Origin of the sequence: Leucobacter sp. gxy201 (assembly GCF_051043335.1) — a bacterium.
GTDB lineage: Bacteria > Actinomycetota > Actinomycetes > Actinomycetales > Microbacteriaceae > Leucobacter.
In genome coordinates this window covers 22,378-47,968 of sequence record NZ_JAMXWS010000010.1, presented here as the reverse complement: position 1 = coordinate 47,968, position 25,591 = coordinate 22,378, and the positions used below count along the sequence as shown (strand labels likewise).

The 25,591-nt window shown below is 66.6% G+C and carries 26 protein-coding genes; 16 read left to right on the top strand and 10 right to left on the bottom strand.

Annotation, left to right across the window (positions count from 1 at the left end):
• Nucleotides 1-7: 7 nt before the first annotated feature.
• The 5 genes from gyrB to dnaA all read right to left on the bottom strand — a co-directional run bounded on the left by gyrB (nucleotide 8) and on the right by dnaA (nucleotide 7,066).
• Nucleotides 8-2,005: a DNA topoisomerase (ATP-hydrolyzing) subunit B gene (gene gyrB / locus NHL51_RS13065; protein WP_434144437.1), complete on the bottom strand. Its 1,998-nt coding sequence runs from the start codon at nucleotides 2,003-2,005 to the stop codon at nucleotides 8-10.
• Nucleotides 2,006-2,350: 345 nt separating this feature from the next.
• Complete coding sequence (locus NHL51_RS13060; protein ID WP_434144435.1) at nucleotides 2,351-2,833, bottom strand: DUF721 domain-containing protein; 483 nt, start codon at nucleotides 2,831-2,833, stop codon at nucleotides 2,351-2,353.
• Nucleotides 2,820-4,013, bottom strand: coding sequence for a DNA replication/repair protein RecF (gene recF, locus NHL51_RS13055; protein WP_434144434.1), 1,194 nt, complete (start codon nucleotides 4,011-4,013; stop codon nucleotides 2,820-2,822). The genes NHL51_RS13060 and recF overlap by 14 nt, the downstream gene beginning before the upstream one ends.
• A 7-nt stretch (nucleotides 4,014-4,020) precedes the next feature.
• Nucleotides 4,021-5,163, bottom strand: a complete 1,143-nt coding sequence (gene dnaN, locus NHL51_RS13050; protein WP_434144432.1) for a DNA polymerase III subunit beta — start codon at nucleotides 5,161-5,163, stop codon at nucleotides 4,021-4,023.
• 433 nt (nucleotides 5,164-5,596) lie between these two features.
• A complete protein-coding gene (gene dnaA, locus NHL51_RS13045; RefSeq protein ID WP_434144431.1) occupies nucleotides 5,597-7,066 on the bottom strand; it encodes a chromosomal replication initiator protein DnaA in 1,470 nt (489 codons plus the stop codon).
• 365 nt (nucleotides 7,067-7,431) lie between these two features.
• Between dnaA and rpmH the strand changes: the two genes are divergently transcribed.
• The 9 genes from rpmH (at nucleotide 7,432) to NHL51_RS13000 (ending at nucleotide 12,964) form a co-directional block, all read left to right on the top strand.
• Nucleotides 7,432-7,569 (top strand): 50S ribosomal protein L34, encoded by a 138-nt coding sequence (gene rpmH, locus NHL51_RS13040; protein WP_434144430.1) that lies wholly within the window; start codon nucleotides 7,432-7,434, stop codon nucleotides 7,567-7,569.
• A gap of 19 nt (nucleotides 7,570-7,588) precedes the next feature.
• Nucleotides 7,589-7,954 (top strand): ribonuclease P protein component, encoded by a 366-nt coding sequence (gene rnpA, locus NHL51_RS13035; RefSeq protein WP_434144428.1) that lies wholly within the window; start codon nucleotides 7,589-7,591, stop codon nucleotides 7,952-7,954.
• Between the two features lie 5 nt (nucleotides 7,955-7,959).
• A complete protein-coding gene (yidD, locus tag NHL51_RS13030) occupies nucleotides 7,960-8,268 on the top strand; it encodes a membrane protein insertion efficiency factor YidD (RefSeq protein ID WP_434144479.1) in 309 nt (102 codons plus the stop codon).
• Nucleotides 8,269-8,272: 4 nt separating this feature from the next.
• Nucleotides 8,273-9,247, top strand: a complete 975-nt coding sequence (yidC, locus tag NHL51_RS13025; protein ID WP_434144426.1) for a membrane protein insertase YidC — start codon at nucleotides 8,273-8,275, stop codon at nucleotides 9,245-9,247.
• A 7-nt stretch (nucleotides 9,248-9,254) separates the two neighbouring features.
• Entirely contained in the window at nucleotides 9,255-9,752 is a 498-nt protein-coding gene (locus NHL51_RS13020) for a protein jag (RefSeq protein ID WP_434144424.1), read from the top strand.
• 80 nt (nucleotides 9,753-9,832) lie between these two features.
• Nucleotides 9,833-10,480, top strand: coding sequence for a 16S rRNA (guanine(527)-N(7))-methyltransferase RsmG (gene rsmG / locus NHL51_RS13015; RefSeq protein WP_434144423.1), 648 nt, complete (start codon nucleotides 9,833-9,835; stop codon nucleotides 10,478-10,480).
• On the top strand, nucleotides 10,473-11,378 hold the full coding sequence (locus tag NHL51_RS13010) for a ParA family protein (RefSeq protein ID WP_434144421.1): 906 nt from the start codon (nucleotides 10,473-10,475) through the stop codon (nucleotides 11,376-11,378). The genes rsmG and NHL51_RS13010 overlap by 8 nt, the downstream gene beginning before the upstream one ends.
• Before the next feature lie 4 nt (nucleotides 11,379-11,382).
• On the top strand, nucleotides 11,383-12,426 hold the full coding sequence (locus tag NHL51_RS13005; RefSeq protein ID WP_434144419.1) for a ParB/RepB/Spo0J family partition protein: 1,044 nt from the start codon (nucleotides 11,383-11,385) through the stop codon (nucleotides 12,424-12,426).
• Between the two features lie 91 nt (nucleotides 12,427-12,517).
• Nucleotides 12,518-12,964 (top strand): SRPBCC family protein, encoded by a 447-nt coding sequence (locus NHL51_RS13000; RefSeq protein WP_434144417.1) that lies wholly within the window; start codon nucleotides 12,518-12,520, stop codon nucleotides 12,962-12,964.
• Nucleotides 12,965-13,136: 172 nt separating this feature from the next.
• Here NHL51_RS13000 and NHL51_RS12995 read toward each other — a convergent pair whose 3' ends face one another.
• Together NHL51_RS12995 and NHL51_RS12990 are read right to left on the bottom strand one after the other, a co-directional pair.
• Nucleotides 13,137-14,279: an NAD(P)/FAD-dependent oxidoreductase gene (locus NHL51_RS12995; RefSeq protein WP_434144415.1), complete on the bottom strand. Its 1,143-nt coding sequence runs from the start codon at nucleotides 14,277-14,279 to the stop codon at nucleotides 13,137-13,139.
• The gene (locus NHL51_RS12990) at nucleotides 14,276-15,133 is read right to left on the bottom strand and encodes a MurR/RpiR family transcriptional regulator (RefSeq protein WP_434144413.1); all 858 of its coding nucleotides are present in this window, start codon (nucleotides 15,131-15,133) and stop codon (nucleotides 14,276-14,278) included. The genes NHL51_RS12995 and NHL51_RS12990 overlap by 4 nt, the downstream gene beginning before the upstream one ends.
• 97 nt (nucleotides 15,134-15,230) lie before the next feature.
• On the opposite strand from NHL51_RS12990, the gene NHL51_RS12985 reads away from it, so the two are divergent.
• A complete protein-coding gene (locus NHL51_RS12985; protein WP_434144412.1) occupies nucleotides 15,231-16,346 on the top strand; it encodes an NAD(P)/FAD-dependent oxidoreductase in 1,116 nt (371 codons plus the stop codon).
• A 24-nt stretch (nucleotides 16,347-16,370) separates the two neighbouring features.
• Entirely contained in the window at nucleotides 16,371-17,741 is a 1,371-nt protein-coding gene (locus tag NHL51_RS12980; RefSeq protein ID WP_434144410.1) for a sodium/glutamate symporter, read from the top strand.
• Between the two features lie 115 nt (nucleotides 17,742-17,856).
• Here the strand turns inward: NHL51_RS12980 and trxA are convergent, their stop codons facing one another.
• The 3 genes from trxA to NHL51_RS12965 all read right to left on the bottom strand — a co-directional run bounded on the left by trxA (nucleotide 17,857) and on the right by NHL51_RS12965 (nucleotide 21,547).
• Nucleotides 17,857-18,180, bottom strand: a complete 324-nt coding sequence (gene trxA, locus NHL51_RS12975) for a thioredoxin (RefSeq protein WP_434144408.1) — start codon at nucleotides 18,178-18,180, stop codon at nucleotides 17,857-17,859.
• A gap of 35 nt (nucleotides 18,181-18,215) precedes the next feature.
• Nucleotides 18,216-19,142, bottom strand: coding sequence for a thioredoxin-disulfide reductase (gene trxB, locus NHL51_RS12970; RefSeq protein WP_434144406.1), 927 nt, complete (start codon nucleotides 19,140-19,142; stop codon nucleotides 18,216-18,218).
• 80 nt (nucleotides 19,143-19,222) lie between these two features.
• Nucleotides 19,223-21,547 carry a DUF6049 family protein gene (locus tag NHL51_RS12965; RefSeq protein ID WP_434144404.1) on the bottom strand — a complete coding sequence of 775 codons (2,325 nt, stop codon included), beginning with the start codon at nucleotides 21,545-21,547 and terminating at the stop codon, nucleotides 19,223-19,225.
• An 87-nt stretch (nucleotides 21,548-21,634) separates the two neighbouring features.
• Between NHL51_RS12965 and NHL51_RS12960 the strand changes: the two genes are divergently transcribed.
• The 5 genes from NHL51_RS12960 (at nucleotide 21,635) to rpsR (ending at nucleotide 25,588) form a co-directional block, all read left to right on the top strand.
• The gene (locus tag NHL51_RS12960) at nucleotides 21,635-23,179 is read left to right on the top strand and encodes an HDIG domain-containing metalloprotein (RefSeq protein ID WP_434144403.1); all 1,545 of its coding nucleotides are present in this window, start codon (nucleotides 21,635-21,637) and stop codon (nucleotides 23,177-23,179) included.
• Nucleotides 23,180-23,299: 120 nt separating this feature from the next.
• Complete coding sequence (locus tag NHL51_RS12955) at nucleotides 23,300-24,082, top strand: PIG-L family deacetylase (RefSeq protein WP_434144402.1); 783 nt, start codon at nucleotides 23,300-23,302, stop codon at nucleotides 24,080-24,082.
• A 287-nt stretch (nucleotides 24,083-24,369) separates the two neighbouring features.
• Complete coding sequence (gene rpsF, locus NHL51_RS12950; RefSeq protein ID WP_434144400.1) at nucleotides 24,370-24,732, top strand: 30S ribosomal protein S6; 363 nt, start codon at nucleotides 24,370-24,372, stop codon at nucleotides 24,730-24,732.
• A gap of 3 nt (nucleotides 24,733-24,735) precedes the next feature.
• A complete protein-coding gene (gene ssb / locus NHL51_RS12945; protein ID WP_434144398.1) occupies nucleotides 24,736-25,269 on the top strand; it encodes a single-stranded DNA-binding protein in 534 nt (177 codons plus the stop codon).
• A 58-nt stretch (nucleotides 25,270-25,327) separates the two neighbouring features.
• The gene (gene rpsR / locus NHL51_RS12940; RefSeq protein WP_244692180.1) at nucleotides 25,328-25,588 is read left to right on the top strand and encodes a 30S ribosomal protein S18; all 261 of its coding nucleotides are present in this window, start codon (nucleotides 25,328-25,330) and stop codon (nucleotides 25,586-25,588) included.
• Nucleotides 25,589-25,591 lie beyond the last annotated feature (3 nt).

The window sequence follows — 25,591 nt, the reverse complement described above, 5'->3', positions numbered from 1 at the left end:
GTTGTTCTCAGATGTCAAGGAAACGGACGTCCTTCGCGTTCTGCTGGATGAAGCCTCGGCGGGCCTCGACGTCTTCGCCCATCAGTGTGGCGAAGATCTCGTCGGCCGCGGCGGCATCATCCATGGTGATCTGGCGGAGAGTGCGGGTCTCCGGGTTCATCGTGGTCTCCCACAGCTCCTCGTAGTTCATCTCGCCGAGGCCCTTGTAGCGCTGCACGCCGCTCTCCTTCTGGAGGCGCTTGCTGTTCTCGGCGCCGAGCTTCAGCAGCGCATCGCGCTCCGCATCGCTGTAGGCGTATTCGTGCTCGGAGTTCACCCACTTGATGCGGTAGAGCGGCGGCTGCGCGAGGAAGACGTAGCCGAGGTCGATGAGGGGGCGCATGTAGCGGAAGAGCAGCGTGAGCAGCAGCGTAGTGATGTGCTGGCCGTCCACATCTGCATCGGCCATGAGCACGATCTTGTGGTAGCGCGCACGCTCCGGATCGAACTCCTCGCCGATGCCGGCGCCGAACGCCGTGATCATGGCCTGCACCTCTGCGTTGTTCAACGCACGATCGAGGCGCGCCTTCTCCACATTCAGGATCTTGCCGCGCAGCGGCAGGATCGCCTGCGTTTCGGGGTTGCGGCCCTGCACGGCGGAACCGCCTGCCGAGTCGCCCTCCACGATGAAGATCTCGGAGATCGACGGATCCTTCGATGAGCAGTCCTTCAGCTTGCCGGGCATGCCGCCCGACTCGAGCAGGCCCTTTCGCCGTGCCGTCTCGCGCGCCTTGCGTGCTGCGAGTCGCGCCGTGGCGGCCTGGATCGCCTTACGGATGATCTCCTTCGCCGCGGACGGGTTGCGTTCGAACCAGTCCCCCAGCTGATCGCCGACGACCTTCTGCACGAACGCCTTCGCCTCGGTGTTGCCGAGCTTGGTCTTCGTCTGGCCCTCGAACTGGGGTTCGCCGAGCTTCACCGAGATGACGGCGGTGAGGCCCTCGCGCACGTCGTCGCCCGAGAGGTTGTCGTCCTTCTCTCGCAGGATGTTCTTGTCGCGCGCGTACTTGTTCACGAGCGTCGTGAGCGCCGCTCGGAAGCCCTCCTCGTGCGTACCGCCCTCGTGCGTATTGATCGTATTCGCATAGGTATGCACGCTCTCGGTGTACGCGGTCGTCCACTGCATCGCGATCTCGGCCGAGATCTTGCGATCGGTGTCCTCGAGCTCGAACGAGATGATCTCGTCGTGCACGACGTCCGCGCGCTTGGCGGAGTTCAGGTACTCGACGTAGTCCTCGATGCCCTTCTCGTAGAGGAACTCATCGTGCGGGGCGGCCGGGGCGACCAGCTCGCCTTCCTCGTTCTCGACCGCCTCCTGCGGGCGCTCGTCGGTGAGGATGATCTTGAGGCCCTTGTTGAGAAAGGCCATCTGCTGGAACCGACCGCGGAGAGTCTGGTAGTCGAACTCGACGGTTTCGAAGATCTCATCGCTCGGCCAGAAGGTGATCGTGGTGCCCGTACCATCGGTCGGTGCACCCTGAACCAGCGGACCGGTGGGCACGCTCGAGTCGAACGCCATGTTCCACGTGAAACCCTTGCGCTTCACCTCGACCTCGAAACGACCCGAGAGCGCGTTCACGACCGACGAGCCGACACCGTGCAATCCACCCGAAACCGCGTATCCGCCGCCGCCGAACTTACCGCCGGCGTGCAGCACGGTCAGCACGACCTCGACCGTCGACTTCGTCGGGTCGGACGAATGCGGATCTACGGGAATACCACGACCGTTATCGATCACCCGGACGCCGCCGTCCTCGAGGATCGTGACGTCGATCGTGTCGCAGTAGCCGGCCAGGGCCTCGTCGACCGAATTGTCGACGATCTCGTAGACGAGGTGATGCAGGCCTCGCGGCCCGGTCGATCCGATATACATGCCCGGGCGCTTGCGAACCGCCTCGAGACCCTCGAGCACCTGGATGGCGCCGGCGCCGTATTCCTCCGCGGCCGCGGCCTGTTCAGAATTCATACTGTGAATGGTGCCTTTCTGGGCTTCTCAGAGCGTTTCTCCACCCCGGACGTTTCCGCAGTCCATCCTACCAATGCAGAGCCCTGATATCGCTGATTTCGGGCCTCTGAGGGCCTTTTTTCTCCAGGGATCGTCCCTCCCCTCGAACGAACACCGCACCGACCGGGCTCGACGGGGCCTTTCGGGGCCTGCATACGGAGCGTCACGGCGGGCTACCCGACCGAAGTTTCACGTGAAACGTTCTCTCAGAACGATTCTCCGGGGCAGCAACCATCAATGGGACCGGAGCATCCGACGCGCGGCGCGGAGAAGAACGGTGCCGGACCGCAGGCGAAGTCGGAGGAATCAGCCGTAGGTGTCTCGTGGACCGCGACCCGGAACCGAGCGCGGGCCGTGGCGCCAGCTCGGGGCCCCGGGGCCGAGGAACCGGAGATCCCTGATCTCGGCCTCCGGGTAGTCGTTCAGCACACGAGTCAGCATCTCGGCGCGCAGCCGGCGCAGCTCGGTGGCCCACGTCGTCGAGTCGCATTGCACCTGGAGCACACCGTTGGAGATGCCGATGACCGTCGTGTGCTCGGCGGTCGCCGTACCGGCGAACTCGGGCCACTCGGTGATCAGTCGCGCGCGATCGATCTCCCCGCTCCACCCCATATCCTCGGAGACGCGCAGGAGCACCTCGCCCAACCCGCGCGGATCGCGTCCTGCTCCGAACGGACGGGTCGTCCCCTCCCCGGTCTGCACCGTGCGCCGCCGCACCGGCCGGCCCCGCCAGACCGACTTCGCACGCAGATAGGTCTCGCTCGCGAAACTCAACTCACTCGAGGCCATCGGGAGGACCCTCCACCACCGCACCGTCATCGATATAGATACGGTGCCAGTCTACGGAGTCCGGAATATCTTCAGCGGCAGCGGCAGTCACCAGAATCTGCTCGAAGTCGCTCACCGCCCGCATGAGCCGCTCGCGACGACCGCGGTCGAGCTCGGCGAAGACGTCGTCGAGCACGATCACCGGGTCCCCCGCCGGCGAATCCGTGCGCAGCACATTCGCGAGCGCGATCTTCAACGAGAGTGCGAACGACCAGGATTCGCCATGACTCGCGTAGCCCTTGACGGGAAGATCATTGAGCGTGAAGAAGACATCGTCGCGATGGGGCCCCACCAGCGTCAATCCTCGCTCGATCTCCTTCGGGCGCGCCTCCGTCAAAGCCGCTCGGAAGTCCCGCGCGAGTGTTTCACGTGAAACAGTTCCCTCACCGGACCCCTTCGCGGAACCGGAGCCTGTTTCACGTGAAACCTCGTCGATCCCGCCGGAAGCGTAAACGGACTCGACGAGCGCGAGGCCCGGCGCATGATCCTGGCCGACCAGCGCTTCGTAGGCCGTGCCCAACGGACCGCGCAGATCATCGACCAGTTCGCGTCGGCCGAGCATGATCTGCGTCCCGAATGCGATCAGCTGCTCATCCCAGACCTCGAGGGTGGATTCGAGCGAGCGCACCGAGCCTCGTCTGGCGGATTTCAGCAGCGACGTGCGCTGCCTCAGCACCCGTTCGTAGTCGGCCAGCGCGCCCGCGGCGATCGGAAAGCGCGAAGACAGCGCGTCGTCGAGGAATCGTCGACGTCCTGATGGATCTCCACGAACGATCGACAGGTCTTCGGGAACGAAAGCGACCGTTGCGATCCAGCGCATGAGCTCTCGGGGTCGAACGGGATTGCGGTTCACCATCGCCAGGTTGCGGCGGTCGCGTTTGATATGGATCTCGAGCAGCACACTCCGTCCCGTCGCTTCGACGCGAACGCGGGCGACTGCGCTCTCCTCCCCCGAGCGGATCAGTGCGGAATCGCTGCTGACCCGATGGGAGCGGAGCGTCGAGAAGTATCCGATCGCCTCTACGAGATTCGTCTTACCCTGTCCGTTGCGGCCGAGCAGCAGGTTCGGCCCGACCGCGAACTCGACCTCGGCCGCCTCGTAGTTGCGGAAGTCGACCAGGGAAAGATGCGAAACCCGCATCGCCGGCCTAGCGCAGCAGCAGGTTCGGCTGCAGCAGGTAGCGGAAGCCTTCGGAATCGGCGTCGTCCTTGCTGCGCTGGCTGGTGATCAGCACGGGGCCGGGCTTGCCGGGGTTATCGGTACGTGTGAAGGCGATGCGCGCGAACTCGGAATGAGTCGAGCGCAGCCCGTCGAGCAGGAACTGGGGCTTGAGGGAGACGACCATCTCTTCGCCGACGAGGTGCGCATCGACGGTTTCGACCGCTTGCGCCGTCTCGGTGCCGGCGGCTTCGAGGGTGACGGTGCCTTCCGAGAACGAGAATCGGAGGGCGGCCTCGCGCTCGAGCACCAGACCGACGCGGGCTACTGCTTCAACGAGCTCGGCGGTGTTCACCACGGCGTAGTTATCGATGTTCTCGGGGAAGAGCCGGCCGACCGGGGGGTAATTGCCCTTGATGAGGAGCGTCGTGACGGTCTTGTTCCCGCCGGTGAAGGCGACGAGCTCGCGATCGTCGTTCTTGACGATGGTGACCTGCACCGGGCCGCCGTTCGCGAAGGTCTTACCGACTTCGGTCACCGTCTTCGACGGCACCAATGCCGAAAGCCCGCTCTGCTCGCTGCGGTTCTCCCAATCGATCGCACGCGTGGCGACGCGATACCGGTCAGTCGCGGTGAGGGTCAGCGAGTTCTCCTCGATCTCGAACTGCACGCCTGTGATCACCGGAGTCACATCGTCCTTCGATGCCGCGAGCGACACCTGGGCGATCGCCTCGCTGAAGGCATCGGCAGGAACCTCGCCCGAGATCGAATCGACGACGGGAACCTGAGGGAACTCCTCCACCGGCATCGCCGGAAGGCTGAACGAGGCCGACCCGCACCGGATCTCGACGCGGGTCGAGTCGAGCGACACCTCGACATCGGAATGCGGCAGGCGCTGGGCGATATCGCTGAGCAGTCGGCCGGACACGAGAGCGCGCCCCTCCTCCGATACCGCGGCGGTGACCGACGTACGTGCGGAAGTCTCGTAATCGAATGAGGACACCGTGAGCCGATCGCCCCAGGCCTCGATCAGTGCGCCGCTCAGCAAAGGCTGGGTGGGTCGCTGAGGGAGCAGCTTGACGGCAAATGAAACTGCGTCGCTGAACACGTCACGGTTGACGGTGAATCTCATCGGGTCCCTCCATAAATGCGCACGAAAAACTGGCGCGTGTGATGGCTTCACAATCTTTGCACACTCCGCGTCGACTGGCACGCCCGCTTTCTTGTGAGCAGCGGATTCGACGCCTCGAGCGCCGATCGCAGTGCGTGATGGAGTGCCCGTAGAGTAAAGAAATTACGTTAACAGTGTTAACGGCTGTGGATACTGTGGATAAGTCGCGACACGCCTGTCGGTTCTAGGTAACTACACGAGTGTGAGTTGTTGGCGAGCGGTGGACAGACCGAGATCCGCATGATCACGCCGAAGCCGGGCCGTCAGAGCGATTCCACAGGGGATGCCGGATCATCCACAGATTGCGTCGAGTTATCCCGAGTTATCCACAGAGGGCCGTGGATTGTGGATGAATAAGCGGGCCGGACCTCGCCGTTCGACCCGCAGGATGAGGTCAGCGCGAGCCCTGCTTGATGCGGGTCGTGAGCTCTTGCACCTGGTTGTAGATCGAGCGGCGCTCGGCGATGAGCTGCGTGATCTTCTTGTGCGCGTACATGACGGTCGTGTGATCGCGACCGCCGAAGAGCTGACCGATCTTCGGAAGGGAGAGCGGGGTGAGTTCGCGGCAGAGGTACATCGCGATCTGGCGGGCCGTCGCGATCTGCTGAGCACGCGACGGCCCGTAGAGCTCATCGACCGAGAGATCGAAGTACTCCGCCGTGCGGCTGATGATGTCGGAGGGCTGCACCTCGTTGTCGGCGTCGAGCGTGATGAGATCCTTCAGCACCGTATGCACGAGCTGCATATCGATGCGCTGCTGGTTCAAACTCGCATACGCCGTCACGCGGATGAGCGTGCCCTCGAGCTCGCGGATGTTCGACGTGAACTTGCTCGCGATGAACTCGAGGATGCTGTGATCGATGTCGAGGTTCTCGCGCTGCGCCTTCTTGCGCAGGATCGCAATGCGCGTTTCGAGGTCGGGCACCTGGATATCGGTGAGCAGACCCCATTCGAAGCGCGACAGCATCCGCTCCTCGAACCCGCGGAGCTGCTTCGGCTGCACATCGCTCGTGATGACGACCTGCTTGTTGTGATCGTGGAGCGTATTGAAGGTGTGGAAGAACGCCTCCTGAGTCTCCACCTTGTCTTGCAGAAACTGGATATCGTCCACGAGCAGCACGTCGACGCTGCGGTACCTGGCGTGGAATGCCGCGCCCTGGTTGTTCGCGATCGAATTGATGAAATCGTTCGTGAAATCCTCGGAGCTCACGTAGCGCACGCGGATATCCGGGAACAGCTCACGGGCGTAGTGGCCGATCGCGTGCAGCAGGTGCGTCTTGCCGAGGCCGGAGTCGCCGTAGATGAACAGCGGATTGTAGGCGCGGGCCGGAGCCTCGGCGACGGCTACCGCCGCGGCGTGCGCGAAGCGGTTCGACTGGCCGATGACGAAGCTGTCGAACCGGTACTTCTCGTTCAGCCGGCTGTCGAGGCGCTCCTCGACACCGTGACGGGACCGGGGTTCGTCGAGCGGGCGGATCGATTCGTGGTGGGTGCTCGAGCCGGCACCACCCGTCGCCGCCGACGGCTGATGAGCGGGAACGCTCTGAACCTCGGAGACCTCGGGAGCGTCATGCTCATCGAGCGCCATCCCGAGGTCGGGGTGCGCGTCCTCATCGACGAGCACGATGAAGCTCTGGATGCCCTCGGCTTCGGGGAGCTGCGAGAACGCGGACATGATCGCCGGCCGCAGCCGGGTCTCGAGCAGCTTCAGCGTGAACGGCAGGGGGACCGCGAGATAGAGGGTGCCGGCGGCGATGCCGCGCGGAACGGCGAGGCCGAGGTGGGCTCCGAGAGTCGGCCCGACATCCTCGATCACGGCCTGGGTGACCCGCACCCAGAGATCCTGTACCTCGTCTTCGGTCATCAACTCACTCGGTTTCGGTTGTGCGCCGGGCACGTGCTGGCAGGAACGGTCGATGGACTATCCGCAGACTTATCCACAGAACGGGAAGCCCGACTTCCCAGTGATGATAAGGATTCCGCGAACGACGGAATGGACCTGGAGCCACGTTAGTCACAGATTTGTCCACAGGCAAGTCTCGGGCCGGAAATGGCGGCGAGCCCCGCAGCAGCTTGACGAACGGGGCCGATTGCTTTGACGCCGACAGGATTTTGCCGTAAGGTAAATACCTTGTATGGGCAGCAGAACTCTGGTGTCCACCACTAGATCCGACTTCCTCGGCGCCGCAGAGCTTCGGGGAGCTGTTCCATAAGTCACGGAGTCTTCACATGAGCAAGCGTACTTTCCAGCCCAACAACCGTCGCCGCGCGAAGGTGCACGGTTTCCGTGCCCGCATGCGTACCCGTGCAGGCCGCGCCATTCTCGCAGCGCGCCGCGGCAAGGGCCGCTCGAAGCTCTCGGCATAAGCCCGACTCCCCCGCGGTCATGCCGGCATGGCAGAACCGGGTTACCCGGGGAGACGATTACCGGCGCACAGTGCGAACCGGTCGCCGCGTGGGAGGTGCAACATGCATCGTCCACGCGGTTTTTCGTTCCCCGGAGGATCCCGCGCGCTTCGGCTTCATCGTCTCGAAGGCGGTGGGCAATGCGGTGGCCCGCAATCTCGTACGGCGTCGATTGAAGACCATCGCGGACCGTGCACTGCACGAGGGGCTCGCCGGAGTCGACATCGTCATCCGCGCGCTGCCGGCGAGCGCCACCGCGCCGTTCTCCGAGCTCGAGGCCGAGCTCGAGCGATCCCTGGCCCGCGCCCTGCGCACCGCGTCGCCCCAGGACGCGAGCTCCCGGTGAACCCGATGCCGCGCGCCGCACTCGAGATCTGGCTGCTGCCGCGCAACGCCGCCATCGCGATCATGCATGCTTACCGCCGCGTGATCTCGCCGCTCTATGGGCAAGTCTGCAGATACCATCCATCGTGTTCCAGGTATTCTCTTGAGGTATATCAGCAGTGCGGTTTCACGGTCGGACTCGCCCTGACAGTCTGGCGACTGCTGCGCTGCAACCCATTCAGTCCCGGTGGCATCGACGATGCGCCCGCAAGGCTGCACCCACGCTTCGTCATCAATACTCGCGGATTCGTCCGCCCCAACGTCCGAAAGGCCTAACCCGGTGGACTTCATCGAAACCATACTCTGGCCCCTGCGCTGGCTCGTCGAGCTGGTGCTCGCCTTCTGGCACTGGGCCCTGACCTCCATCGGCATGAACGCCGACTCGGGCGCCACCTGGTTGCTCGCCATCATCGGCCTCGTCGTCGTCGTGCGCGCAGCGCTCATCCCGGTGACCGTGCGCCAGATCAAGTCGCAGCGGCGCATGATGGATCTCGCGCCCGAGATGAAGAAGATCCAGGACAAGTACAAGGGCAAGAAGGATCAGTTCTCGCGCGAGGCCATGAGCCGCGAGACGATGGCGCTGTACAAGAAGCACGGCACCAACCCCTTCTCCTCGTGCCTGCCGATCCTCGTGCAGATGCCGATCTTCTTCTCGCTCTTCTACGTACTGCGCCAGGCCTCCGGCGCTATGGGCAGCGGCGGCAACGGCTCGGGTCAGGCCGGTATCGGTGCGATGACGCAGGAGCTGACCGACAGCTTCAACGCCGCATCGATCTTCGGCGCCCCGCTCAAGATGACCTTCACGCAGGGCTGGGAATCGGGCAACTGGGTCGTCGTCGTCATGCTCGGCGCCATCATGCTCCTCATGATCGCCTCGCAGTTCTTCACCCAGCTGCAGATCATGTCGAAGAACGTGTCGGACGAGACGAAGCAGTCGTCGATGTACCGCCAGCAGCGGATCATGCTGTACATCATCCCGTTCGCGTTCCTCTTCTCCGGCCTCACCTTCCCCCTCGCGCTCAACATCTACTGGTTCTCCTCGAACCTCTGGACGATGGGCCAGCAGTTCCTGGTCATCCGCAGCATGCCGACCCCGGGCAGCGAGGCCTGGCGCCAGCGCCAGGCCCGCCTCAAGGCCAAGGGTAAGCTGACCGATGACGAGAAGAAAGCGGCCGAGAAGGGCGAGGAACCGACCTCCCCGCAAGGCCAGCGCCAGCAGCCGATGAGCGCCAAGCGCGCCAAGAAGAAGAAGTGAGGGCGTCGTGAGTGTTGATCGTTCGAACGATGGTGCGACCGAGCTGAGCCTCGAGGATCTCGAAGCCGATGGCGATCTCGCCGCGGACTACATCGAGGCACTGCTCGATATCGCCGATCTCGACGGCGACATCGACATCGACGTCGCCGGCGGGCGGGCGTACGTCTCGGTGACCGGCGGCGACGCCGAGCTCGACCGCCTGGCGACTCCCGATGCCGTGCAGGCGCTGCAGGATCTGACGCGCCTCGCCGTGCAGGCGAAGACCGGGCGCTTCACCCGGCTCGTGATCGACATCGGCGGATCTCGCGATGCCCGTGCGATCGAGCTCAAGGCCATGGTCGATGCGGCGATCGCGCAGATCGCGGCCGGCCGGGAGGAGATCGTGCTCGAGCCGATGTCATCGTACGAGCGCAAGCTCGTGCACGACGACGTCGCCGAACGCGGGTACTACTCGGAGTCGCGCGGCGAGGGCCGAGGCCGTCGTCTCGTCATCACCCAGCAGTGAGCGGCCCGCTCGTTTCACGTGAAACGAGCGGGGCTCCGCTCGAGCGAGCCGGGCGCAACGTGCCCGAAGGAGGACCCAGCGTGGAGCAGTCGAACGCGATCGAGGCGGAACCCGCCGCAGCGGTCGAGCTGGCGGGCGACCGCATCGAGGTGCTGCGCGCATTCGCCGCGGATCTGGGCGCGCGCGGCGAAGAGCTGGGGCTCATCGGTCCCCTCGAACCCCCGCGGTTGTGGACCCGTCACCTGCTGAACTCGGCCGTGCTCGCGCCGCTCATCGGATCGGGCGCGCGCGTCGCCGATGTCGGCACCGGCGGGGGTATGCCCGGCCTCGTGCTCGCGATCGTCCGCCCCGATGCGCGCTTCCTGCTCATCGAGCCGATGGAGCGGCGCTGCAACTGGCTGAAGGAGCAGATCGAGCGACTCGGCCTTGACAACGTCGAGGTGCGCCGGGGCCGCGCCGAGGAGTACCACGGCGCCTTCGACGTCGACCAGATCACCGCGAGAGCGGTCACGGCGCTGCGCAAGCTGGTGCCGCTGACGGCGCCGCTCGTGCGCGGCGGCGGCGAGATGCTCTTCCTCAAGGGTTCATCCGTCGAGGACGAGATCCGTACCGCCGAGAAGGTACTGCGCAAGCACCGCGTGCACGACATCGCCGTCGAGGAGCTCGGAGCCGGGCTGCTGACGGAGACCACCCGGGTCTTTCGGGCTAGAGTGGGAAGCCATGACTGAAGCGGAGAACTCGCTTGTCGGCGACCACATCGCCGACAAGGTCCGCCGTCGCCGGAAGCTCGCCGAGACGGTGTCGCCGCTGCCTGCATCGACGCGCATCATCACCGTGTCGAACCAGAAGGGCGGCGTGGGCAAGACCACGACCACGGTGAATCTCGCATCGGCGCTCGCCCGACGCGGAGCGCGCGTGCTCGTCATCGACCTCGACCCTCAGGGCAACTCCTCCACCGCGCTCGGCGTGCCCCATCGGCCCGAGGTGACCAGCGTGTACGACGTGCTGCTCGGCCATCACGAGCTCGTCGACGCGGTGCAGACCACCACGGACCACGAGAACCTCACCTGCGTGCCGTCGACCATCAACCTCGCCGGCGCCGAGATAGAGCTCGTCTCGCTCGTTGCGCGCGAGCAGCGCCTGCGCACCGCGATCGAGACCTATCTCGCGCAGGCGGAGGAGCCGATCCACTACGTCTTCATCGACTGCCCGCCGTCGCTCGGGCTGCTCACGGTGAACGCATTCGTCGCCGCGAGCGAGGTGCTCATCCCGATCCAGTGCGAATACTACGCGCTGGAGGGCCTGAGCCAGCTGCTCGGCAATATCCAGCTCATCCAGAAGCACCTCAACCCCGCGCTCGACGTCTCGACCATCGTGCTCACGATGTACGACGCGCGCACCAACCTCGCGCAGGAGGTCGCCGGCGAAGTGCGCGCCCACTTCCCCGACGAGGTGCTGAACGCCGTGATCCCCCGTTCGGTGCGCATCTCGGAGGCACCCAGCTACGGCCAGACGGTGCACGCCTACGACGGCGCCTCGATCGGAGCCATCGCATACCTCGAAGCCGCTGCCGAGATCGCCGAACGCGGCGCGGCCGCGCAGTCTCAGCAGAATGAAGGAGCATAGGACCATGGCGACGAAGAAGCGAAGCGGTCTCGGCCGCGGAATCGGCGCTCTGATCCCCCAGGCACCGTCGACCGGCGAGCGCCCGGTCGACGTGTTCTTCCCGGCATCCGGCGCCGCCGTAGCGGTCGTCGACGACGCCGCAGCGACACGATCGACGGCGGACGACGCTGCCGGGGAGCCCGCGGTCGCAGAAGCGGCGGACGCGGCGAACGCCGAGCAGCTGCGCGAGGTGCCCGGGGCGCGGCTCACGCGCATCGAACTCAGCGACATCGTGCCGAACCGCTCGCAGCCGCGCAGCGAGTTCGACGAGGAGGCGCTCGAGGAGCTCACGCACTCCATCCGCGAGTTCGGGGTCTTCCAACCCGTCGTCGTTCGCGCCATCGACCCCGTGCCCGCGCAGGGCGAACCCCGCTACGAGCTCATCATGGGCGAGCGCCGCTTCCGTGCGAGCGGCCGCGCGGGCCTCAGCGACATTCCGGCGATCGTCCGTTCGACGGCCGACGAGCACATGCTGCGCGACGCGCTGCTCGAGAACCTGCATCGCGCGCAGCTCAACCCGCTCGAGGAGGCCTCCGCCTACCAGCAGCTGCTCACCGACTTCGGCATCACGCAGGAGCAGCTCGCCGAGCGCATCGGGCGTTCGCGCCCCCAGATCTCGAACACGATACGACTGCTGAAGCTGCCCGAGCCGGTCCAGGCGCGCGTCGCGGCGGGTGTGCTCTCGGCCGGGCATGCGCGCGCTGTGCTGTCGCTCGACGGCGACGCGGAGGCGATGCAGCGCCTCGCCGACAAGATCATCAACGAGGGTCTCTCGGTGCGCGCGGCAGAGGCCGTGGCGGCCGAGACGCCGAAGCGCCGCATGCCCAAGCCCCGCGCAGGCGGCGTGCAGGCGCAGCTCGGCGAGATCGCCGAGCGCCTGGGCGATCGCTTCGACACCCGCGTCGCGGTGAAGCTCGGTGCGAAGAAGGGCCAGATCCTGATCGACTTCGCGACGATCGCCGATCTGAAGCGCATCCTCACCGATCTCGGGGATCCGGGCTTCAACTGAACCGGCCGCTCGGTCGGCGTCGGGGCGGCGAATGCGACGCCCCGTGTCGGCCGGGGTTCTCTTCCGCGCCGGCCCCTGCTTGACTGGCCGCATGACTGAAGAGCCCCGAATCGTATCCGCAGAACGCGAGATCGCGGCTGACGCCGCCGCGATCTTCGAACTCATCGCCGACCCTTCGAAGCAGCCCGAATGGGACGGCAACGAGAACCTCGACAGCGCCGACGCCGGGCAGCGCGTCCGCGAATCCGGGTCCGTATTCGTGATGCGCAATACGGGCAACAGCACTCGCGAGAACCACGTCGTCGAGTTCGAGGAGGGGCGCCGCATCGCATGGCAGCCCTCCCCCGTCGGCGAGGCACGACCCGGGCACCTGTGGCGGTGGGAGCTCGAACCGCTCGAGTCGGGCGCGACGCTGGTGCGCCACACCTACGATTGGTCGCAGCTCACCGACGAGACGCGCTTCGAGCGCGCACGGTCGACGACGGCCGACGCGCTGCGCGCATCCATCGACCGCCTCGCCGCCCTAGCGGAGGGGTAGCGCCTCCAGGCGGTCCCCTGGGATGAACATGGTGACGAGGAGCACCGCCACGGGAACTCGGTAGGGTTCTCCCGATGACCGAAACCCCATAGGCGGCTCCTCATCCGTAACTCCGCATGTCCGCCGGAGTCGGCCTGTGACGGGTCGGCGTCACTGGAGGCAGGCCGTATCTCTACTGCTCGCCGGGCATCCGCGGTGAAGGAGCAGTTGCTGCAGAGGTCCGAGTGAAGCGCGTCGGACGGAATCCGCGCAGTCGGACGTCCGTCACGCCTGTCGTGAGTTCAGAAGCAATCACCTCTGCCAGCCACGGTCCGAGAGTGATGCCACTGTGAGTCACGACTGCCCATACGCGGTCCTGAATGCTGCCGCGCAACGGGCCTGCCGCCGTGTGCCCGTCGCCGGGGATCACCCGGTGCCCGACGCGAGTTCGGAGTGTCCGGACAGCGCGACCGAGCAATCGCCGCACGCGTCTGCTGAACTCTTCGCCGATGGCGGTGAGTTCACTGTCGGGGAGATCCCCCGCGGCGTGACGGTCGAGATCAAGACATTGCACGAGAAGCGTGTCTTCGTCGATCGGGCGCAAGTTCAGGTCGTCGCCCGTGAACAGCTGTCGGATGCCGTGGGCCGGAACCGAGACCGTCGCAAGGAAGCCCCACGCGGGGCCGCCGGCAGTCTGATCAGCCATGGGGAACGATGCCCCGTACCGGGTGATTAGGTCAGCACTGCCGTTTCCGGCCGCGATCACGGTGCGGTCGACCGGTACTCGCGATCCATCCGCGAGCACGACACCCGTGTCGTCGACGGCGTCGACAGTGGCCTCGACGAAATCGAACAGCTCGTGCTGCTGGAGCTCCTTGAGTAGGGCGAGGCGGATGCTGAGCGCGTCGCAGTAGCCTTCGTCCGCAAAAGAGGCCACGAGAGCGCCGGTAGGCACGGGGACATTCAGCTCGGATCCGGGAGCATGCGTCAGCTGCGCTGAATATTCATGCGATGCGAGGTAGTCGACGCGCTCCGAGAGCAGGGCGCGGTGTTCATCAGAGACGGCGATCGCAGTGTGACCCGACCACGTGACATGATCCGCGTACCGCGGGCCAAAGACTTCGCGCCAGTAATTGAGGCCGCACAGGTTCAGCGCCTGATAGGTGGCGGGTCGCTTCCGATGGCTGTTGAGCCATTCATATGAAACCGCCGTCGCGCCGGCGGCCTGCAGACTCGGCGCGAAGACCGTGACGCGACATCCGCGGTGGATGAGGGCGCGCGCAAGCGTGATCCCGATGAACCCCGCTCCGACGATAGCGATATGCGTTCTGCTCATCGAGAGAACTCGTCACGATAGGCCTGTGCTTGTGCGCGCGCGTCGAGTGCTCGCTCGGGCTGCAGAGTGGCGATCTCGGCCACGAGGGCATCAATGAGCGACACTGTCGGGACGGCTTCCGTTGCCGCACCACCACCCGAAGAAGGCATCCGCAGATGCAGCACACCGAGTTCGTGAAGCTGAGGCGGCAGTGAAGCCTGAGCAATGACGAATACGCGAGCCCCTTTCCGTGCCGCTGCTTCGATGAAACGATGCACATCGGCGAAGATTACACGGGGTGCGAGCACGAGAACGGCGTCTGCTGCATCGATCTGGAACACCGCGTGAGCATTCGTGTGACCGCTGCCCGTGATGCCTCGTGAAACGATGCCGATCCTGGCGAACTCGAGCTCCGCATACTGCGCGAAGCAATACGCGGTGCCGAGCCCGTAGATGAACGCCCTCGGCGCGGCAGCGATCGCCGCTGCAGCCTCGGCAGCTGCAGGCCAGTGGATGCTCGATTCGGCACCCAGAACGAGACCGGCCGCTGCGGTCAGCACCGAGGTCATGGTGCGTGACTCGCCGGATGGGCCGTCGTCTTCCGTACCATGAGTGCGAAGAGCCTCAAGTCGAGTCTGCAATACATGCTGCAGGTCGGCTTGTTCCTGCACGCGACTCGCGCAGCAGGCCTTCATCTCACGCACATTCGCGAATCCGAGCTTCTGGGCCGTGCGCGCCACAGTGGCATCGCTGGTCTCGGTTCTGGCGGCAATCTCTGCGCCCGTGAGCGTAGCGAATTTCAAGGGCTCGTCGCGGGCGAACCGTTCGACGGCTTGCTCTCCCGGCGTCAATGACGGTGTTTGCTGCGGCCACATCCTGAACTCCTTTGAATGAAAACTATCTTTCATTATTGACGATTGATGAAAGAATCTCTACGCTGAGAAAACTTGGACAGTGAGGTTTGGTGAACAGTTGAAGAGCGACTTCATTATCGTCGGCGGCGGCGTACATGGAATGGCAGCCGCATACAATCTTGCCCTGCGGGGGGCCGAATCGGTGCTCGTGATCGAGGCAGATACCGTGGCGAGCGGCGCGTCCGGCGGGTTCGGTCAACGCGGTGTGCGTGCGAATCGACGCGACTTGCGTGAACTGCCGCTCATGCGGGAAGCCAACGAGATCTGGCCGACGTTGCACGAGGAGCTTCGGGCCCCCACCGGTTACGATCGCACCGGCGGCGCCTATCTCATCGATGGCCCGGCCAAGAACGGGTTCAAGGGCATCCATGCAGCAGAGACCTACGCCCGAGTGCAATCTGCGCTCGGCATCGCAACCGAAACGTGGACCCGCGACAAAGTACGTGAGATCTACCCCGGTATCTCGGATGATGTGCATGGGGCATCATTCGTGCCGACCGATGGCGTGGCGTCGCATGAGGCGACGACCATCGCATTCGCGAACGCAGCACGGCGGCTCGGTGTGCAGGTACTCGAGCACACGCGCGTCACGTCGGTCGAAACCGGGGCGGATGGGGGCGTGGCGGCCGTCGTGACGAGCACGGAGCAGCGGATCGTTGTCGGCGTATCGGTACTCCTCGCGAACAACACCGGCGTACGCGATCTGGTGCTCGACGCCACCGGAGTGGACCTGCCGATGTGGCCCATCTATCCGCAGGGAGCGCGCCTGAGCTCGAGCACCGCCGCGCGCATCCCGATACTCACCGGACACGAGACCCGGTCGCTGTCGGTCAAGATGCTCGGGGACGAGATCATGTTGACAGGCGGCTGGCGCGGGAAGAACGCGACCGTGGATCAGGCGAACCTGCGCGACAACATCGCCGTGCTGCAGTCAGTGTTCCCCTATCTCGATGATCTTGCGGTGATCAGCGCCGATGCGTCGCGCGCCGAGAGCGCCAGCGTCGACCAGCTGCCGATTATCGGCCGACTCGTCCCCAATCTGTACGTGGCGACCGGGTGGTCTGGACACGGCTGGGCGATCGCCCCCGCGGTCGCCCGGCATCTCGCAGGCGCACTGCTCGCGAACTCCGAAGCAGCAGCGCTGGCCGCTTTCAGGCCCTCGCGATTCCACTGAACTTTCATCAATCTGGAGGCGATGATGCCTGAACTGACCGCTATCACTTCCGACATGTTCGGATCGCTGCTGTTCGCAGTGGCCCTGCTCGGTGTATTGCTCCTCGTCGGGGTGCTGCTGCGTGCGTGGATTCCACCGCTGCGGCGATTCTTCATCCCGGCGGCGCTGATCGGAGGCATCGTCGGACTGTGCTTCGGCCCGGATGTGCTGGGAGTCGTTCCGGAGGAGATCAACTCGACTTGGGGCGGTATCGCAGGCATCCTGATCACGATCGTGTTCGCGCCGATGCTGCTCGGCGAAGACCTTCCCAAGGCGAGCGAGGCGGCGAAAGAGGCTGCGCCTCACGTCTTCTACTCCTACTTCAGCAGCTTCGCGGTCATCGCTGCCCCGGCGTTGTTGACGTTCTTCGTCTTCACGCCGGTGTTCGGTACGAACCCCCTGTTCTCGAGCATCTTCGAAGTCTCGTGGCCAGGGGGCCATGGAACTGCAGCGGGCATGGAGGATGCCTATACGGCACTGGGTTGGGCCGACGGCTCCTCGCTCGGCCTCGGCTCCGCCACGGCGGGTCTCGTGTTCGGCATCGTCTCTGGCATGGTCATGATCAATATCGCCGCGCGAAAGGGGCAGCTCGCGAACTACTCGAGCAGGTCGGTGAAGACCGTGACGGACATCCTCCCGGTGGTCGATGCGCGGACCGAGTCGACGGGACGCATCAACCGTGCCTCGATCGACAACCTCGCATTCCATTTCGCTCTCACCGGGGTGGCCGTGCTGATCGGCTACGGGCTCAAAGCGCTGGTCGACCTCGTCATCACCGGCATCCCGCTGTTCCCGTTGGCAATGGTCGGCGGTCTCGTCGTGCAGCTGGTGATCAAGCGCACGCCCGCGTATCAGCTCGTCGACAAAGCGACGCTGAACGCCATCACCGGCATCGCACTCGATTTCCTCGTCGTCGCCGCTGTCGCCTCGCTCTCGCTTCCCGTGCTGCTCGACAACTGGCAGGCGCTGCTGATCACTCTCGTCGTCGTTGCGGCGATGAGCGTCGCGATCTTCTACTGGATCGGCCCGCGCATCTTCAAGAAGGATTGGGTCGAGAACAGCATCGTGAACTACGGTGCGATGACCGGCGTCGTATCGGTCGGACTCGTGCTGCTGCGCGCCGCGGATCCGAATCTCAAGACACATGCGTTCCGGGGCTTCGCGCTGCGTGCACCATTCGCCAGCCCGTTCGTCGGCGGCGGGCTCGTGACCGCTCTCATCCCCGTCGCCGTCGCGAACTGGGGAAATCTCTGGGTCGGGCTCGGGTGCGTCGCGATCTGCGTCTTGCTGGTGCTGATCGCGGTCGTCACTCGGATGTGGCAAGCACCTGCCCAGCGATCCGCTGACGGAGGGTGACCCAGACGCCGGCGGTGGCCTCATCATGCTCTCGGCGGTGCAGCCACGCAGTGGGCCGCACCGCCGAGAGTGCACTGTCGGAGCGCTGCCGGAACCCCGGCACACTGCTGCCGGGTCAGATGATGCCGGTGAGCTCGTTCTCGAGCATCGCCTTGGGCATCGCACCGATGATCTCGCGCACCTCTTCGCCGTTCTGGAAGACCTTCATGGCGGGGATCGAGGTGATGCGGTAGCGCGCGGCGAGGTTCGGGTTCTCGTCCACGTTCAGCTTCGCGACGACGAGCTTGCCCTCCTGCTCCGCGGCGATCTCGTCGAGGATGGGCGCGACGGCACGGCACGGGCCGCACCAGGCCGCCCAGAAGTCGACCAGAACGGGCACCTCGCTCTGCAGCACGGCGGTGTCGAACGACTGCTCGTCGACGATGATGGGTTCCTTCATGATGACTCCTTCGGTTGTGCGCGCGGCGCGATGGGCTAGCCGCCGAGCGAAGCGATGTAGTGCTCGGCGTCGAGTGCTGCGACCGTGCCGGAGGCGGCGGCGGTCACAGCTTGGCGGTAGCTCGAATCGATGACGTCGCCCGCGGCGAAGACGCCGGCGACGGAGGTGCGCGACGAGCGGCCGTCGACGGCGATCGTGCCCTCGGCGGTCAGTTCGAGCTTGTCGTGCACGAGGTGGGTGCGGGGGTCGTTGCCGATCGCGACGAAGAGACCCTCGATCTCGAGCTCGCTGGTCGATCCGTCGACGGTGCTCTCGAGCGTGACGCCGGTGACGCCGCTCTCGCCGTGCACCTCGGCGACGGCCGAGTTCCAGACGAATTCGATCTTCTCGTTGTCGAATGCGCGCTGCTGCATGATCTTCGAGGCGCGCAGCTCTTCGCGGCGGTGGATCACGTAGACCTTGTCGGCGAAGCGGGTGAGGAAGGTCGCCTCCTCCATGGCCGAGTCGCCGCCGCCGACGACGGCGATGGTCTTCTCGCGGAAGAAGAAGCCGTCGCAGGTCGCGCACGACGAGATGCCGTGGCCGAAGAGGCGCTCCTCGCCCGGCACGTTCAGCTTGCGGTACGCCGAACCGGTGGCGTAGATGACGGCCTGCGCCTCGTGCACGGTGCCGTCGCTCGCGGTGACCTTCTTGATGTCGCCCGAGAAGTCGACCTCGGTGATGTCGTCGTACACGACTTCGGTGCCGAAGCGCTCCGCCTGCTCCTGCATCTTCTGCATCAGGTCGGGGCCCTGGATCCCCTCGGGGAATCCGGGGAAGTTCTCGACCTCGGTGGTGTTCATCAGTTCGCCGCCGACCTGGATCTGGCTGGCGAACAGCAGCGGCTTCAGATCTGCACGTGCGGCGTAGATCGCTGCGGTGAAGCCGGCAGGGCCGGAGCCGATGATGATGATCTGATGCATGGAGCTCCTCGAGCGGAATCGGGTGGGGCGGACGGTTTCGGGCGCCCGCGACGTCACGTACAACTCATCCTAGGCGCGGCTTATTCCGCGTCGGCTGCGGGCGGGGGCCCGGCTCCGCTCTCGGCGGTATCGGCCCCGGAGTCCAACGCTGCGGCCGCGCGCTTCCGCGATCGTCTGCGTACGCTCCGCAGCGTGCCGAAGACGAGCAGGAGAGCCGCGAGCGCCCCGAGCACCCACACGCCGATCCGCTCGATGCCGCTGCGAATCGTGAGGGGCAGCAGCTTGGAGTCCGACTCGAGCTCGCCGACGGTGTCGGAGACCACGATGCTGAGGCCGGATTCGCCCGCAGAGACGCGGCTGAGCACCGGCACGAGGATGCGCGCATTACCGTCGGCCGTGACCGCGACATCGGGGAACGACCGTTCGTTCACGGTCAGTGCGGCGGAGATCGGCGTCGCTTCGGCGGTGACGACGGCGTCGAACGGGAGGTAGTTGCGCAGCTGCACGGGTACGCGGGTCGAGGTGCCGACGAGCTGGGTGTGCTCGGTGCTCACGATCTGCACCCCCGACTTCAGCTGCTCGTCGTATTCTCCGTACGTCTTCGCAACCGCCGTGAAGTCGGAGCCGATGCCCGCGTACCGGGTCGCGAAGAGGTTCATCAGCCGAGCGCGCTGGTAGCCGGTGAGATCGCCGGGGTGCTGCAGCAGCACGCTGAGCCTGTCGACGTCGGCTTCGCGGCCCGCGGCGCTGCGCAGCAGCTCGCGGCGCTCCTCGAGGGGCGATGCCGCACGCAGCGTCGCGGAGCCCTCGGGCAGCGCCTGCACCGCGGTCGCCTCGACCCATCCGGGAGACGAGAGCTGCTCGATGAGCGCGGCGGGGTCTTCGGCGTCGGCGACGGCGCCGCGATCGAGCGCGATCAGCATGCCGGAGTTCGGTGACCCGGCCGTCACGGCGAGGCGTGCGGAGGCGGTGGAGATCGCGGCCAGGCGATCGGTGTCGTCCGTCGCCGCGAGCGCCCGGCGCACCTCGTCGCCGAGCGCGGCGTCGGCGATCAGCGCCTGGTCGGTACCGAGCGAGGCGCGCGGCCCGCCCTCGAGCGTCGCGTTGTCCGATCGCAGCACGGTGTCGGAGATGCCGCTCGACTGCAGCAGCGCGATCGTGGCGGTGTCGACCTGCCCCTCGGCGGGCCAGGCCACGGGGCGCGCCTCCTGCGGCCACGCGAGCAGTTCGTCGAGCGTCGGGACCGGTGCGGCCTCCGGGTCGCCATCGGCTGCGACTTCGGCTGCGACTTCAGCTTCGGGATCGGCAGTCGCAGCGGCGCCCGTGCTGGTGCCCGTGTCCGTGGCGGCGCCGGCCTCCGCATCGGTACTCGCATCGGCGCCCGCCGCATCGCCGGCCGTGCCGGAATCGGTGCCCGCTTCGGTGCTGACGTCGGTGCCCGCCGCGGCATCGGTTCCGGTGTCGGGGGCCGGGAATGATCCCTGGCGAGTCAGGTACTCGAGATTGACGGGTGCCAGGAGCTCGGTCATCCCGATGGCGGATTGCGCCGCCGGGTCGGCATCGGCGAACTGCAGCAGGAACGACGGCAGTGCCATGTTCTCGAGGCGCTTCAAGAAATCGCGTGACTGCGCCGAAGCATTGTCGCCGTAGGCGCGGATGCTCGCGACGATGCGCGGGTCGATCGCGACCGTCGCGCGGGTCTTCGCGGCCGCATCGAGCAGCGCCTCGAACTGCGGCACCGCCTTGTCGAGCTGCGCGGGCGTCGGGGTCGCGCGCACCGACGACGGCAGCACGAGCGGCACGATGAACCCGAGCTGCGTCTTCGCCTCGCTCCCGTCGCCCGACTGCGGGGAGGCGCCGCGCCACACGAACGGAACGGTGCCCACGACCGACTCCTGGCCCTTGCCCTTGGCGCCCTCGCCGGGGGTGAGCGTCGCCCGCAGCAGATACACGCCTGGCTCGTCCGACGCCGTCAGGGGGAACTCGTCGGCGCGCACGGTTACGGTCGTCGACTGCTCATCATCGGCGGGCACCGCGCCCAGCTCGGCATCGACGACGCGGCTGCCGAACCCGGTGAAGGGCTCGTCCAACTGCGCCGCGGAATCAAGGCGCTCGGGTCGCAGATCGAGGCTGAGGTTGCCGGCAGGGATCGCGTCTTCGCCGCTGTTGTCGACGCGCACCGCGAACTCGAAGCGGTTCTGCGAGGGTTCGAGCACCGATTCGGTCGGCGCGACGATGAGCTTCGCCTGCACCGCCGCCTCGCTCGGCGGCGGCCCATCGGCTTCGGTCTCGGCGAGCGCTGCGGCGGCACCGCCCGCGACGATGCCCGCAACCAAGCCCGCGCCCAGCAGCAGTGCGACGCCGCGATGCGCGAGACGACGCGGGAGGCGGGGCGTGAGCGGCATGGAAACAGTCTAGGGAACGACGCCCGCAGTGCGCTGGGACGGGGTTCGGCCCGGTACCCTAGTGGGATGCGACCACTCGCCGAATCCATGGCCGACCTTCGTGCGATTGCGGCGTCGGCGCCGGTCGCCGCGCTCGCCGAGGCCTTCGCGGCCAGGGGCCACGAGTTCGCCCTGGTCGGCGGCCCCGTGCGCGATGCACTGCTCGGGCGGCCCGTCACCGACCTCGATTTCACGACTTCGGCGCGGCCCGACGAAACCCGCGCCATCCTCGACTCGATCACGAAGAACGTGTGGGATGTGGGGCGCGACTTCGGCACCATCGCCGCCCGGGTGCACGGCGAGACGGTCGAGATCACCACGTATCGCGCCGAGATCTACCGCGATGACTCCCGCAAGCCCGAAGTCAGCTTCGGTGACACGATCAAGGGCGACCTGGTGCGCCGCGACTTCACGATGAACGCCCTCGCGCTCATGCTGCCCGAGCTCAGGCTCGTCGACGTATCGGACGGCGTGGAGGATCTGCTCGCGTCCCGCATCCGCACCCCGGGGCTCCCTCAGGACTCGTTCGCCGACGACCCGCTGCGCATGCTGCGCGCCGCCCGCTTCGCCGCCCAGCTCGGGTTCGCGGTCGTGCCCGAGACGCAGGCCGCCATGCGGGAGCTCGCCGAGCGGCTCGAGATCATCTCGGCCGAGCGGGTGCGCGACGAACTCGTGAAGCTCGTATCGGCCGACGACCCGGTGCCCGGCATCCGCCTGCTCGTGGAGACCGGTCTCGCCGACCGCTTCCTGCCCGAGTTCACGGCGCTCGTCGAGACGCAGGACGACCACGGCCGTCACAAGGACGTGTACGAGCACAGCCTCACCGTGCTGCGCCAGGCGATCGAACTGGAAGCTGCGCGTCGGAGCGGACGCGCAGCGTCTGCCGCGCAGCTTGATCCGCACACGGCGGATGCGCGTCGGAGCGGACGCGCAGCGTCTGCCGTGCAGCTTGATTCGCACACGGCGGATGCGCGTCGGCCCGAGGGCGATGCCGCAGCCGCGTCGCCCGATATCGTGCTGCGCCTCGCCGCTCTGCTGCACGACATCGGCAAGCCGGCGACCCGGCGCTTCGAGCGCGGCGGCGTCACCTTCCACCACCACGACGTGGTCGGCGCGAAGCTCGTGCGCAAGCGGCTGCGCGCGCTGCGCTTCGACAACGACACCGTGAAGCGGGTGTCGCGCCTCGTCGAGCTGCATCTGCGCTTCTTCGGGTACAGCGACCAGCCGTGGACGGATTCGGCCGTGCGCCGCTACGTGCGCGACGCGGGCGGCGAGCTCGAGCAGCTGCACATTCTGACCCGCGCCGATGTCACGACGCGCAACCGCCGCAAGGCGGAGCGCCTCGAGCACGCTTACGACGACATCGAGCGGCGCATCGGCGAGCTCGCCGAGGCCGAAGAGCTCGCTGCGGTGCGGCCGGAGCTCGATGGCGAGCGCATCATGGAGATTCTGGGCATCGCGCCCGGGCCGCTCGTCGGCAGGGCCTACCGGCACATGCTCGAGGTGCGCCTCGACGAGGGGCCGATCGGCGAGGAGGCGGCCGAGCAGCGGTTGCGCGCGTGGTTCGATCAGCAGGGCGAGCAGGGATCGTGACCCGTATTTCGGCTCTCACCCGTATTTCGGAGCAGAACCTCGGTTTCGAGCCGAAATACGGGTGAGAGCCGAAGTTCGGGTTGTATTGAGACGGTGAAGACTGAGAGCGGGGAGGCCGCCATGCGTGATCCGAAGGAGTGGTTCGAGGGGCGTCCGCGCGTGATGTTCGTGCACGCGCACCCCGATGACGAGACGATCACGACCGGCGGCACTCTCGCCGCGCTCGCGGAGGCCGGCTTGGAGCCCCTGCTCGTCACTCTCACCCGCGGCGAGCGGGGCGAGGTCGTCGCCGGCCCGCTCGAAGCGCTCGTCGCGGCGCACGGGCTCGCGGTGGCGCGGCAGAACGAGCTGCGCACCGCGCTCGGCATGCTCGGCGTCGAGCGGCACGCGTTCCTCGGCGTGGAGCCGGCGCGCGCCGAGGGCCTCTCCCCCACCATCTACGAGGATTCGGGTATGAGCTGGGGCGAGGACGGCCGCGCTCGGGCGGGGGCCGATGCGGGCCCCGACGCGCTCACGAGCGTGCCCGCGGTCGAGCCGCTGCACGACCTGCTCGCCGCCGCCTATCTCGCCGGCGCGCAGGCGATCGTCAGCTATGCGGACGACGGCGGGTACGGCCACCCCGACCACGTGCTCGCGCACCGTCTCGCACGCGCGGTCGCGCAGGCGCTCGAACTGCCGTTCTGGGCGATCGCGGGCGACGGTGCGTCCGACACCGGGGCGGCGGATGCGGTCGGAGCGACCGAGGCGCTCGAGGTGCACGACATCGGCGACTGGTTCGACCGCAAGGTCGCGGCGCTGCGCGCGCACGCCACCCAGCTGACCGTCGACGGCGACGACATCGTGCACGTCGGCGGGCAGCGCGAACCGATCGGGCGCGCTGAGGGTTTCCGGCGACTCGCGTAGCGCGGCTTCTCCCCCGGCAATGCGGACCTCTCCGCCCAGGTGGATCGCCCGACGGTCGAGATCGACCGGGTGGCCTGCGGGATGTCCGACGCGACGGGGCGAACCGGCGTCTGAGGTCGTCGATCCCTGGCCCGCGCATCGCCGGCCCCACAGAAGCGCGAGAAGTGTTAGGATAGACAGGTTGTCTGCGCTCCACGCTATCTGGCGATGGACGCGGGCACGATGCACAAACACCCTCCTGCCGCAGAAATCCTGCGGCCGTGAAGTCCGAAGGAGGTGGGTCAGTAATGCATACGTACGAACTCATGGTGATCCTCGATCCCGGTATCGACGAGCGCACCGTGGCCCCCAGCATGGATAAGTTCCTCGGCGTCATCCGCAATGCGGGCGGCGAGATCGAGAACGTCGACATCTGGGGCAAGCGCCGTCTCGCATACGAGATCAACAAGCAGTCCGAGGGCATCTACGTCGTGGTGAACTTCACGGCGAGCCCCGAGGCGACTGCCGAGCTCGACCGCCAGCTGGGTCTCTCCGAGGCCGTGCTGCGCACCAAGGTCCTCCGCGCAGACGAGCTCATCGCTCAGCGCTCCGCTCAGGCCAAGCGCGACGCCGCCAAGGCAGCTCGCGCCGCCGCGAAGGTCGGCGCCTAGCCCATGGCCGGCGAGCCGCTGATCACCGTCGTCGGCAACCTGGTTGCCGACCCCGAGGCGCGCGTGTCGCAGGCGGGCAAGTCGTGGTGCACCTTCCGCATCGCATCGACTCCCCGCGTGCGCGACCGCCAGTCCGGCGATTGGTCGGACGGCGAACCGCTGTGGCTCGGTTGCCGCGCGTACGGAGAGTACGCCGACAACATCGTCGCGTCGCTGACGAAGGGCACCCGCGTCATCGTGCAGGGCCGCCTCACTCAGCGCAGCTACACCGACAACCAGGGCCAGCAGCGCACCTCGCTCGACCTCGAGGTCGAAGAGGTCGGGCCGTCGCTCCGCTTCGCCACCACGCAGGTGGCGCGCGGACAGGCGCGCGGCCAGGTCGGCGGTTTCGGCGGGTCGAACAACCAGCCTCAGGGCCAGAGCAGCTGGGGTCGCTCCGGCGGACAGCAGCAGGACAACCCCTGGACCGATTCGGGTCAGGGCGCATCGTCCGGCGGCGGTTTCGGCGGCGGTTTCGACGACGAGCAGCCCTTCTAAGGCATCACACTTCCTGATCCGGGAGTTGACCGGATCGCATCACGAAAAGAGACCAATCATGGCAGGCAAGTCCAGCGGCGCAGGCCGCAAGCCGGGTCGCGGCAAGAACGCAAAGGCCGTCGCACCCGCCAAGAAGCAGACCGTCGGCGTCATCGACTACAAGGATGTCGCGACGCTGCGCAAGTTCATCTCCGAGCGCGGGAAGATCCGCGCGCGCCGCATCACCGGCGTGTCCGTTCAGGAGCAGCGACTGATCGCGAAGGCAGTGAAGAACGCCCGCGAGATGGCCCTCCTCCCCTACGCCGGCTCCGGCCGCTGATTC